This window comes from Streptomyces sp. CRN 30, from assembly GCF_034105845.1.
Map to the genome: position 1 here is coordinate 1 of NZ_JAVRHI010000293.1, position 11,578 is coordinate 11,578.

The 11,578-nt window shown below is 75.9% G+C and carries 10 protein-coding genes; 7 read left to right on the plus strand and 3 right to left on the minus strand.

Annotated features, from left to right (window positions below; all coding sequences use genetic code 11):
- Positions 1–159: 159 nt before the first annotated feature.
- Genes UW392_RS31075 through UW392_RS31085 form a run of 3 tightly spaced genes read left to right on the plus strand, consistent with a single transcriptional unit; the run spans position 160 to position 4,915 of the window.
- The gene (locus UW392_RS31075) at positions 160–2,493 is read left to right on the plus strand and encodes a serine/threonine protein kinase (protein ID WP_320778489.1); all 2,334 of its coding nucleotides are present in this window, start codon (positions 160–162) and stop codon (positions 2,491–2,493) included.
- The gene (locus UW392_RS31080; protein WP_320778490.1) at positions 2,376–3,632 is read left to right on the plus strand and encodes a hypothetical protein; all 1,257 of its coding nucleotides are present in this window, start codon (positions 2,376–2,378) and stop codon (positions 3,630–3,632) included. The genes UW392_RS31075 and UW392_RS31080 overlap by 118 nt, the downstream gene beginning before the upstream one ends.
- Positions 3,629–4,915, plus strand: coding sequence for an extracellular solute-binding protein (locus UW392_RS31085; protein ID WP_320778491.1), 1,287 nt, complete (start codon positions 3,629–3,631; stop codon positions 4,913–4,915). Before UW392_RS31080 ends, UW392_RS31085 begins: the two co-directional genes overlap by 4 nt.
- A 49-nt stretch (positions 4,916–4,964) precedes the next feature.
- Here the strand turns inward: UW392_RS31085 and UW392_RS31090 are convergent, their stop codons facing one another.
- Positions 4,965–5,744: a DeoR/GlpR family DNA-binding transcription regulator gene (locus UW392_RS31090; RefSeq protein ID WP_320778492.1), complete on the minus strand. Its 780-nt coding sequence runs from the start codon at positions 5,742–5,744 to the stop codon at positions 4,965–4,967.
- A 138-nt stretch (positions 5,745–5,882) separates the two neighbouring features.
- Here UW392_RS31090 and UW392_RS31095 point away from each other — a divergent pair, with 138 nt between their 5' ends.
- Both UW392_RS31095 and UW392_RS31100 read left to right on the plus strand, forming a co-directional pair.
- A complete protein-coding gene (locus tag UW392_RS31095; RefSeq protein ID WP_320778493.1) occupies positions 5,883–6,782 on the plus strand; it encodes a sugar isomerase in 900 nt (299 codons plus the stop codon).
- A gap of 10 nt (positions 6,783–6,792) precedes the next feature.
- Entirely contained in the window at positions 6,793–7,659 is an 867-nt protein-coding gene (locus UW392_RS31100; protein WP_320778494.1) for a class II fructose-bisphosphate aldolase, read from the plus strand.
- Here the strand turns inward: UW392_RS31100 and UW392_RS31105 are convergent.
- Complete coding sequence (locus UW392_RS31105; protein ID WP_320778495.1) at positions 7,649–8,791, minus strand: methyltransferase; 1,143 nt, start codon at positions 8,789–8,791, stop codon at positions 7,649–7,651. The two genes, UW392_RS31100 and UW392_RS31105, sit on opposite strands and share 11 nt — an antisense overlap.
- Before the next feature lie 78 nt (positions 8,792–8,869).
- On the opposite strand from UW392_RS31105, the gene UW392_RS31110 reads away from it, so the two are divergent.
- Complete coding sequence (locus UW392_RS31110) at positions 8,870–9,526, plus strand: alpha-ketoglutarate-dependent dioxygenase AlkB (RefSeq protein ID WP_320778496.1); 657 nt, start codon at positions 8,870–8,872, stop codon at positions 9,524–9,526.
- 63 nt (positions 9,527–9,589) lie between these two features.
- Positions 9,590–10,828, plus strand: coding sequence for an ROK family protein (locus UW392_RS31115; RefSeq protein WP_320778497.1), 1,239 nt, complete (start codon positions 9,590–9,592; stop codon positions 10,826–10,828).
- 95 nt (positions 10,829–10,923) lie between these two features.
- On the opposite strand, the gene UW392_RS31120 is transcribed toward UW392_RS31115, so the two are convergent.
- Positions 10,924–11,439, minus strand: coding sequence for an ATP-binding protein (locus UW392_RS31120; protein WP_320778498.1), 516 nt, complete (start codon positions 11,437–11,439; stop codon positions 10,924–10,926).
- Positions 11,440–11,578: the final 139 nt, after the last annotated feature.

Consider the following 11,578-nt stretch of genomic DNA (forward strand, 5'->3'; position numbering starts at 1 on the left):
CGCCGGGACACGGCCGCCGGGGAGCGAGGGCCGTCTTGCTCCCCGGCGGCCGTCCCGGTGTGCGGGCGCCCACGGGCGCGGCCGCTCCCCGGTGGCACCACCGCCCGCATGCGGCACGCCGGGGCGCAATCCCGGCGCTCCGTCCTATGCTGTAGAGGCATGGAGGGGGATGCGTACGGGGGCGCGTCGGCCGAAGGGGCGGGCTCCGGCGGGTCGTTGGGGCCGCTCGTCGTCGTCGGCGGGACGGCACCCCTGCGCGCCGCGCACGTAGAGCTCCCCGGGGAGAACCCCGATCCCACCCTGCTGCCCGCGATCACCCTGCTGGAGCGCGCGGCCTCGCTGGGCGGCGTCACCGACGGCCTCCCGCTGCCGCCCGGACGGCTGCTGGCCGGCCAGTACCGGCTGATCAGACCGCTCGGCTACGGCGGGCTGGGCGAGGTCTACCTCGCGCTGGACACGAAGGTCGACGACCGCGAGGTCGCCATCAAGATGCTGCACGCCGGGCACCTGGCCGCCGAGGCGGGAGCCCTGGCCCGGGAGCGGCGGGCCCTGGTCGACCTCAACCACGACGACATCATCCGCGTTTTCAACTACGGGCACCATCCCGGGGTCGGCGACTTCCTGGTGCTGCAGTACGTGGACGGGCTCACGCTGGAGGAGGTGCGGGCCCGGGCCCGGCTGAACCCGGCCGAATTCGGCGGCAGCCGCTTCCACGAGTTCGTGTGCGCGTACGGCGTCCGCATCCTGTCCGCGCTCGGCCACCTGCACGCCGACCGGCCCGCCAAGGTGTACGGCGACCTGAAGCCCGACAACGTCATGCACGACGGCACCTCGACGAAGATCATCGACGTGGGCAGCGTCCGCGAGGCCGGACTCCCCGGGCACACCACGGACGGCTACCGGGCCCCCACCGTCGACCCGCGCGGCGGATCGACCGGCCAGGACGACCTGTTCAGCCTCGGCGAGACCCTCAGACGGCTCAGCGGGCTGGGCGCGTCCCCCGGTGAACTGGCCGAACTGGGCGACCTCGGGGCGCCGGGCACCCGGACCGGACCCGCCGCCGACCGGATGACCGCACCCGCGCCGCACGGACTCGGGCTCGTCTCGCTCGCCCGGGTGCTGCGCCGCGCCACCCGCACCGAGCCGGCCGAACGGTTCGCCGACGCCCGCGAGATGGAACAGCAGCTGCGCGGCGTATTCCGCGAACTGAGATCCCTGCGCACCGGCCTGGAGACCTTCGAGCCCTCCCCGCTCTTCCTCCAGTCGCCCTACGCGCTCGACGGGGCGCTCGGCTCCGCGCCCCCGCTCACGCACTGGGCCGCGCCCGCCGCCTCCTCCCCGTACGCACTGCCGACACCCGCCCAGGTCGCCCAGCGGCTGCCCGTGCCCCGGCCCGACCCGGACGACCCCCACCACGCCGGACTGAGCAGGCTCGCCGACGCCGCACCCGAGGCCCTGCTGCAGCACACCGCGGACTGGCGCGCCTCCGCGGAGGTGCATCTGCTGCGCTGCCGGCTCAGACTGCGCGCCCCGGACGGCGGCCCCGGGGCGGCCGAGCGGGAACTGCGCGCCGCCGAGCGGCTGATCGGCCCCGAGCGCGCCCCCTACGACTGGCGGCTGGACTGGCACCTCGGCCTCCTCGCGCTCGCCGTCGGCCAGGTGGCCGCCGCCCGGGGCCACTTCGACCGGGTCTACGCCTCGATCCCCGGCGAGTACGCCCCGAAACTGGCCCTCGGGTACTGCGCCGAGCGCCTGGACCGGTGGCGGGAGGCGCTCACCTTCTACGAGGCGGTACGGCTGCGCAACCCGTCCCTGGGCAGCGCGGCCTTCGGCGCCGCACGGGCCCGCCTCGCGCTCGGCGGCGAACGGGCGCGGCAGGAGGCCGCCCGGGCCCTGGACGCGGTGCCCCAGCATTCCCGGCACCGCACCGCCGCCCGGACGGCGGCCGTCCGCATCGGCGTCGAACACCTGCGGACCGCCGCCGACGGCGGCGAGCTGCGCGGCGGGCTGCGGGAGGTGCTGGAGCGCCTCGCCCTGCTGTTCCACGCCCACGGGCTCACCGACGACCAGGCCCGCACCCGGATGACCGCCGAGGTCTGGGAGGCCGTGCAGGGCGCCCTCGACCGCGGCACCCTCGACCCGGCGGGGCTCGCCGCGCTGGCCGCCGGCGCCGATCCGCGGCTCGCCTTCCCGGCCGACGCGACCGGCCTGCGGCAGAACCTGTCCCGGCTGTACCGCGCCCTCGCCCACCAGGCCGCCCGGTCCGCGGACCCCGGCGGTGCGGAGGACCCCGGGGACGCCCCCGTCGCCGAGACCCTCCTGGACCGCGCCTACGAGGTCCGCCCGCTCGCCTTCCGCCACCACAGGGACAGCCCATGGCTAGGGAAGAGAGTCGCCGACTGGCTCCGTACGGTCGCCGCCGCGCCGGCGCGCAGACCGCCGCCCGCACCGGGCAGAGCGTCCTCCGCGGCGCACGCGCCACCGCCGCCGTAACCGTCGAACTCGCCCGCCGCGTCCGCCGCTACGCCTGGCCGTCGGCCGCGGGCCGCCGCAACAGCGCCTACCTGCGGGACCGGCTCGTGGCGCTGCCGCTGCTCGCCCTGGTGGCGTTCGGGACGTTCGGACAGGCGTACGCCGACGTACGCGGCGACCTGGCGCACGTACGGGACCGGCTGGCGCCCGCGCTCGTCGACCTCGCGGACGCCCGGGCGTCGCTGCTCATCGCGCAGGGCGAGGCCGAGGAGAACCTGGCGGACGGCGGGGCGGCCGAGCTCGGCGGGCTCGGCGAGCGCTACCGGGTCCGGGTGGCCCGGGCGACCCAGAGCCTCAACCAGGTCGTGCGCGGCGAGGCACTCACCGTGGCCGAGGAGCAGGAGGTGCGCGTGGTCTCCGCGCTGGTCGTGGACTACACCGCCTGGCTCGCCCGCGCCCAGGGACACGCCACCGACCCCGTCCTGCGGGACGCCGAACTCGGGTACGCGCGCAGCATGCTCTGCTCGGCACCGGCCGACGCCGACCGGGACGGCGGGTCCGGGGGGCCGCCGGCCTGCGAGCCGGACGAGCGGACGACGGGCTCCGGCGCGACCTCGATCGTGGACCGCCTCATCGGCCTGGAGGAGCGGGTGCGGGACCGGCTCGCCGAGCGGGCCGCCTGGGGGCCCGGCGTGCTCGCCGCCGCGGTCGTCTCCGGGGGCGCCTTCGCGCTGCTGTGCGCCGGACTGTGGCGGACCGGGACCTTCCTGCGGCGCAGATTCCGCATCCGGTTCAGCGTCCCGCTGGCGGTGGCCGCCCTGCCGCTGCTCGCCGTCCCGCTGCTGACCTGGGACGCGCTGCGCGCGCAGGAGGCGCAGGCCGGGGCCGTGCCGATCGCGGACGCGCTCGTCGAGGACACCTCGCCCGATGCCGAGACCGACGCCGAGGAGCGCCCCTTCGACCGTTCCGGCGCGACCGCCGTCGCGGACCGGGCGTCCCGCGTCGACGGCGAACTGGCCGGCGGGCGGCTCGCCTTCCTCGACGGCGTCGTCCCCTTCGTCCTGCCCGCCGGACTGGCCACCGCCACCCTGGCCGGCGGCGCCCTGCACGCCTACCGCCGTGAGTACCTGGTCGTCGTCCGCCCGGGAGCCGTCTCGTGACCCGAACACCGTCCCGCCTGCTGCGCGCCCTCCTCGTGGCCTGCCTGCTCGCCCTGGTCCCCGGCTGCGCGACGGACGGGCCCGACCCGCTCGTCGTCCTCGGACCGTGGACCGGGCAGGAGGGCGAGGCCTTCGAGGCCGCCCTGCGGACACTGGACGACGGCAGCGGGCGGACCTACACCTACGAGGGCACCCGCTCGCTGCGCGAGACGCTGCTGTCCCAGCTGGAGGCGGACGACCCGCCGGACGTCGCGATCCTGAACAGCATAGGTGAACTCACCGAGTACGCCCGGCGCGGCCGGCTGCGCCCCCTCACCGGGGAGGCCGCCGACCGCGCCTATCCGCCCTGGGCGCCGAGCCTGCTCGTCAACAGCCGGGCCATCAGGTACTGGGTGCCCCTGAAGGTCGACCTGAAGAGCCTGGTGTGGAGCCGGAAGGACGCGCCGGACGGCGATCCGGAGTGGTGCGTGGGCCTCGCCTCGCAGGCGACCTCCGGCTGGCCGGGCACCGACTGGATCGAGGACATCCTGCTGCACCAGGAGGGCCCGGGCGTCTACGAGGAGTGGGCGACGGGCCGGACGAGCTGGCGTCACGAGGCCGTCCGGCGCGCCTGGACGACCTGGTCGCGGCTGCTGGGCGAGCGTTCGCGGGAATCCGTCGAGCACTCCCTGACCACGTCGTACGAGGGCGGGACGGGGCCGGACGGCCCGCGCGGGCTGCTCGACTCGCCCGGCTTCCCCTGCACGCACGAGCACCAGAGCGCCTTCGCGCGCTACCTGTACGCGGACGACGAGGTGCGCGTGGAACCGGCGGCCCGCTACCTGGGCGGGCGGCCCGAGCACGACGGCGCGTACGAGGTCGCGGGGGACATGGCCGCCGTGTTCAGCGCCGACCCGGGCGCCCAGGAACTGGTGGAGCGGCTGTCGAGCGAGGAGGGGCGGCGGGGCTGGCGGGCGGAGGCGGATCCGGCGGTGCGCCCGCTCTTCCCGGACATGACCGGGTCCGCGCCGGGGCCGGCCGCCGACCCCGTCGAGCGCGGGATCCACCGGCTGCTCACGGAGGAGGCCCGCACCCTGTGCTTCGACGCGTCCGACGTCATGCCGCCCGAACTGCGCGACGCCTTCCACCGGGCGGTGCTGGAGTACTTCCGGCACCCGGCGGACGACCGCCTCGACACGCTGCTCGGGCAGTTGGAGACCGTACGGCTGCGGATGGACGAGGACTACCGCGGTGCCCCCTCGTTCCGTCCGCCGGAGGACATCTGCGCGAGCCCCGGCGGATGAGCGGCCCGTGCGCCGCACGACGACTCCACGCGGTGCCGCTCCCGGGCGCTCAGACGGCGAGGACCCGCACCCCCGCCTCCTCGAACCGCCGCACCGCCCCCTCGTCCGCCGCCGCGTCCGTGACCAGGGTGTCCACCGCCCCGGTCGCGCAGATCCGGGCGAACGCCCGCCGTCCCAGCTTGCTGGAGTCGGCCGCGACGACGACGCGTTCGGCGCGCTCGCACAGCAGCCGGTTGACCGCCGCCTCCGCCTCGTCGTGCGCCGCCGCGCCGTCGCGGACGTCGAGCGCGACCACACCGAGCACGGCCACGTCCAGGGTGATCTGGCCCAGGACCCCGTCGGCGAGCGGCCCGACGAGTTCGTAGGAGGAGGGGCGGGCGACCCCGCCGGTCACCACGATCTTGAACTGGGGGCGCACGGCCAGCTCGCCCGCGATGTTGAGCGCGTTGGTCACCACGGTCAGCGCGGGCGAGCCGGCGGCCAGGTCGGCGCGGACGGCCAGCGCCCGCGCCACCTCCGTGGTGGTCGTGCCGCCGGTCAGGCCCACCGTCTCGCCGGGGGCGACCAGGTCCGCGACCGCCCGGGCGATGCGCTCCTTCTCCGGGGCGCGGCGGGCGGTCTTGTAGCGCAGCGGCAGCTCGTAGGAGACGCCGTGGACGACCGCGCCGCCCCGGGTGCGCACGAGCATCTGCTGCTCGGCCAGCCCGTCGAAGTCGCGGCGGATCGTCGCGGGGGAGACGGCGAGCTCGGCCGCCGCCTCCTCGACGTCCAGCCGGCCCCGCTCGACGAGCAGGCCGAGCAGCGCCTTCCAGCGGGCGTCGCGCGACATCCGAGCCTCCGTTCGACGCATCGATCTCCGGGTGACCCTAGCGCAGCCGATACGTCCCCGAACGCGTCCGCATGCTTGATTGTGCTCGGAAGGTGGCCTTATCTTGCAGAAACGAGCATCGAGCGGGAGGGGTGGGGCATGAGCCACGTCGAGGACGAGCTGAACAGCCAGCCCGAGTGCTGGGCCCGCGCCGCCGAGGAGGCCGCCGGTCACGCGGGAGTCCTGCCCGCGCCGGGGGAGCGCGTGGCGATCGTGGGGTGCGGCACCTCGTACTACATGGCGCAGGCGGCCGCCGCCCTGCGCGAGGGATCCGGGCGGGGCGAGACCGACGCGTACCCCGCCTCCGAGTTCCCCCACGGCCGCCCGTACGACCGTGTCGTCGCCCTCACCCGATCCGGCACCACCACCGAGGTCCTCGACCTCCTCGGCGGGCTGCGGGGGACCACCCGCACCGTCGCCCTCACCGCGGACCCGGCCACCCCGGTGGCGACGGCCGCCGACGACCTCGTCGTCCTGGACTTCGCCGACGAACTCTCCGTCGTCCAGACGCGGTTCGCGACCACCGCGCTCACCCTCCTCCGCGCCCACCTCGGCCTGCACACCGACGAGGTCGTCGCCGACGCCCGCACCGCGCTGGGCAGGCCGCTGCCCGAGGGCCTCGCCGGCTGTACGGAGTTCACCTTCCTCGGCCGCGGCTGGACCGTCGGGCTCGCCGCCGAGGCCGCCCTCAAGATGCGTGAGGCCGCGCTGGCGTGGGCGGAGGCCTACCCGGCGATGGAGTACCGCCACGGCCCGATCAGCGTCACGACCTACGGCACGGCCACCTGGATGCTCGGTGCCGCGCCCGACGGGCTGGCCGGACAGGTGCGGGACACCGGCGCGACCTGGGTGGCCGACGGCCTCGACCCGCTCGCCGGACTGGTCCGCGCCCAGCGGCTCGCCCTCGCCGTGGCCGCCGCCCGCGGACTCGACCCGGACCGGCCACGGCACCTCACCCGCTCGGTGGTCCTCGACGCCGCCGGCCCACGAGAGAGCTAGGGGAACAGCCGTGCCGCTCGTCACCACCGGTGGACTGGTCGCCGCGGCCGCCGCCGCCCGCGCCGCGGTCCCGGCGTTCAACGTCATCACCCTGGAGCACGTCGAGGCGGTCGTCCAGGGCGCCGAGACCGCGGGCGCGCCCGTCGTCCTCCAGGTCAGCGAGAACGCGGTGCGCTTCCACGGCGGGCACCTCCTGCCGCTGGCCCGGGCCGCCACCGCCGCCGCCGGACACGCGGCCGTGCCCGTGGCCCTGCACCTCGACCACGTCCAGCACGACGACCTGCTGCGCCGGGCGCCCGATGCCGGGTTCGGCTCCGTGATGTACGACGCGTCCCGGCTGCCGTACCCGGAGAACCTCGCCGCCACCCGCGCCGCCGTCGACTGGGCGCACGCCCGGGGCCTGTGGATCGAGGCCGAGCTGGGGCAGGTCGGCGGGAAACACGGGGCGCCGCCCCTCGACGCGCACGCCCCCGGTGCCCGTACCGACCCCGGCGAGGCCCGTGCCTTCGTCGCCGACTCCGGGGTGGACGCGCTGGCCGTGGCCATCGGCAGCGCGCACGCGATGACCACGCGCACGGCCTCCCTCGACCACGCCCTGCTGAAGCGCCTGCACGCCGCCCTGGACGTGCCGCTCGTCCTGCACGGCTCCTCCGGGGTCCCCGACGACGAGCTGAGGGCGGCCGTCGAGGGCGGCATCGCGAAGGTCAACATCGGCACGGCCCTCAACATCGCGATGACGGGCGCGGTGCGGGAGTTCCTCGCGGCGCGTCCGGAGGCGGTGGACCCGCGGACGTACCTGGCACCGGGTCGCGAGGCCATGGCGGCGACGGTGGCCCGGCTGATCCACGTGCTGCGCCGGGACCCGGCTAGCGCTTGACCGCCCTGAGCACCACGAACTTCGGGTCGCTCGCCACCACCCGGCTGTCGCCGAAGAGCCGGCGCAGCTTCACGTGGTAGCCGAGGTGGCGGTTGCCGACCACCCACAGCTCGCCGCCCGGACGCAGCGCCCGCTTCGCCCCGGTGAACATCCGCCACGCGGTGGCGTCCGTCGTCGCCTGGTGGGTGTGGAACGGCGGGTTGTTGAGCACCAGGTCGGCGCTGCCGGGCTCGAACCCTGCCAGCCCGTCGCCGACGCGGAACTCCGCCTTCCCGCCGGTGTTGGCCCGGTGGGTGGCCTCCGCGGACGCCACCGCCTGGTACGACTCGTCCACGAACACCACCTCGGCCTCCGGCGCGGCCAGCGCCACCGCCGTCCCCACGACGCCGTTGCCGCAGCCCAGGTCGACGACGCGGTCACGACCGCGGACGTCAGGCAGGTGCTTCAGGAAGAACCGGGTGCCGATGTCGAGGCGGTCGGCGCAGAACACCCCCGCGTGGTTGACGACGGTGCGGCCGGAGACGGGGCCGATGTCCTCGGGGAGCGAGTAGCGCAACGGCCAGGGGTTCTCGCCCCGCCGCAGGGCCGGGTCCGGCACCGAGAAGATCAGCCGGGCCTTCTTCCGCGCGAGCGAGGTGCGGGTCGGACCGAGGACGCGTTCGAACAGCCGCAGCGTCGAGGTGTGGATCTCCTTCACCATGCCGGTGCCGACGACGACCGTGTCCGCGTGCACCGCGGGCGCCAGCCGCAGCAGCTGGTCCTCCAGCAGGGCGAGGCTCTTGGGCACCCGCACCAGCAGGACGTCGATCCGCCCGGGAGGCGGGTCCTGGGTGGTGAGCAGGCGCACCGAGCCGGCCGGCACCCCGGCCCGCTCCAGGTTCGCCCGGGTCGCCTCCCGCGTGAGGTACGAGTCCGTGATCTGGACCGGGCGGTGCGCCGCCAGCGCCGTGGTCAGCGCGCCCCAGCGGTCGCCCACGACCACGACCGTGCCGGACGGCGCGGTGCCGCTCTGAGCCAGGTGACCGAGCAGGTACTCGTCGGCGGCGTCCCAGGCGCGCAGCCGGTCGCGGGGGTCCTCGGGGAAACGGGTCAGCGCGAGCGTGTCCCAGGGCGTGGTCATCCGGTCGTTCATGGTGGGTCCAGGCTAGCCGAGCCGCAGGTCGCGGCCCGCCCGGCGGGGACGGGCGGGGGGATCGGCGAGGATGGGACCATGGACGCCGAGCTGTTCCCCCGGAGCCGTACGGAGATCGCGCCCTCGGCCGTGCACGTGCCCGACTGGCTGGACGCGGACCGGCAGCGGCGGCTCCTCGACGCCTGCCGTGCGTGGGCCCGGCCGCCCGCCGGACTCCGCACGGTACGCACCCCCGGCGGCTCCACCATGACGGCCCGGCAGGTCTGCCTCGGCTGGCACTGGTACCCGTACCGCTACGCCCGCACGGTCGCCGACGGGGACGGCGCCCCGGTGAAACCGTTCCCGGAGTGGCTGGGGGAGCTCGCCCGGAGCGCGGTCGCGGACGCCCTCGGGCCCGGCGCGGCCGCGGCCCCGTACGACATCGCCCTGGTCAACTTCTACGGCGGGGACGCCCGCATGGGCATGCACCGCGACAGCGACGAGGAGTCCGACGCCCCCGTGGTGTCCCTGAGCCTCGGCGACACCTGCGTCTTCCGCTTCGGCAACACCGCGACGCGCGCCCGGCCCCACACGGACGTCGAGCTGCGCAGCGGCGACCTGTTCGTCTTCGGCGGCGCGTCCCGGCTCGCCTACCACGGCGTGCCGAAGGTGTACCCGGGCACCGCGCCGCCCGGCCTGGGACTGACCGGGCGGCTCAACCTGACCCTGCGGGTGAGCGGTTTCGACGCGGACTGACGGGAGATCGTGACCTGCCCGACGGGGACCCCCGACGGGCGGATCATGGGAGACTGTGCGGTCATGGACGGCAAGGAGGCCCCCAGGGGGGCGGGCGGAGGTACCGCCCGGACACGGCTGGACCGGGGGCGCGGAGCGCTCGGACCGGCGCTGGAACTCGTGCACACCGCACGCGCCCCGACCCGGGCCGTGCTCACCGCCGAACTCGGCGTCACCCGCGCGACCGCGGGCGCCGTCGCCGCCGAACTGGAGGCGCTCGGGCTGATCCGGGTCGACGCGCACCCGGGTGCGGCCGGGAAGTCCCAGGGGCGGCCCTCCCACCGGCTGGAGGTCGCCGGGGACGGTCCCGTCGCCCTCGCCGCGCAGGTGCACGCCGACGGCTGGCGCGCCGCGCTGGTCGGGCTCGGCGGGCGGATCGTCGCCACCGCGCCCGGCTGCGAGAGTGTCGGCCCCGACCCCGCGCAGGTGCTCGGCTCGGTCGTCGAGGCCGGGGCTCAGCTGCTGCGGGGGACCGGGCGGCGGTGCGTGGGCGCCGGGCTCGCCGTACCGTCCGCGGTCGCCGAACCGGAGGGCCTCGCGCTGGCCCCGCTGCACCTCGCCTGGCCCGCGGGCGCGCCCGTGCGGGAGATCTTCGCGGAGCGGGTGCGGGCCGCCGGGATCGCGGGACCCGCGTTCGCGGCGAACGACGTCAACCTCGCCGCCCTCGCCGAGCACCGGCACGGCGCGGGGCGCGGCGCGCGGGACCTGCTGTGCGTGGCCACCGGGCACCGGGGCGTCGGCGGCGCGCTGGTGCTCGACGGCCGTCTGCACCGCGGCAGTTCGGGGCTGGCGCTGGAGGTCGGGCACCTCACGGTCAACCCCGAGGGCGGGCGCCCCTGCCACTGCGGCAGCCGCGGCTGTCTCGACGTGGAGGCGGACCCGCTGGCCCTGCTCACGGCGGCCGGCCGCGATCCGGGACCCGTGGTGTCACTGCTCCGGCAGGCCGAGGACCTGGTCCGCACCCAGTACGGCGACCCGGCCGTCCGCACGGCCGCCGAGACGCTGATCGACCGGCTGGGCCTGGGCCTGGCGGGCCTGGTCAACATCCTCAACCCGGACCGCATCATCCTCGGCGGCCTGCACCGCACCCTCCTGGAGGCCGACCCCGACCGGCTGCGCGCGGTCGTCGCCGACCGCAGCCTGTGGGGGCGCAGCGGAGGCGTACCGATACTGCCCTGCACCCTGGACCACAACAGCCTCGTCGGAGCGGCCGAGCTGGCCTGGCAGCCGGTCCTCGACGATCCGATCGCGGCACTGACCTGATCGCGGCACCGGCCTGACGGTCCGCCCGGCGCACACGGTCACGCCCCGCGCCCCTCACGCCCCGCCGGGCGCGGGAACAAGCGGTCACCGCCCGGTCAGCCTGCGACGGCCGACCGGGCGGGAGCGTGTTCGGCCCGGCGTCTGCGCGGCGCCGGACGGTGCGTGGCGCCGTGCGAGGGACGCTTCGGCACCGCCAAGGGCTCCGCGGGGTCCTCGCTGGGCGTCGGCAGCGTGAACCACACGACCTTCCCCGCCTCGCCGTGGGGCCGTGCGCCCCAGCTCTCGCTCACTGCGGCGACCAGGGCCAGACCACGGCCGCAGGTCTCGGTGAGGTCGGCGTCCCGCAGCACCGGCAGGCGCGGATCGTGGTCGTGGACCGAGACCGTGAGCCGGTCCAGCAGCAGTTCGATCTCCACCGTGCACAACTTGTCGGGCTGGGCGTGCCGGTGAACATTGGTCAGCAGCTCGGTCACACCGAGCGCCGCCTGGTCGATCAAGGAATCAAGATGCCAGTAGCGCAATTGTGCAGACACGATTCTGCGGACCTGACCTATCCGCGCCGGCAGGGCTTGCAGCTCCACCGTGCAGTGCCTGCTTGGATTGCTGATCACGACTGCGACTCCCCGAATTGAGGTCCGGAAGAAGACGGAGGACGGATCCAGCGAGGTGGCTGCGGGACGACGCCGCCTGCTGTGCGGCAGCACTCGGCTGCCACCTGTCTTGGCGCGGTGCGGCCGCCTGCGGCGGCCG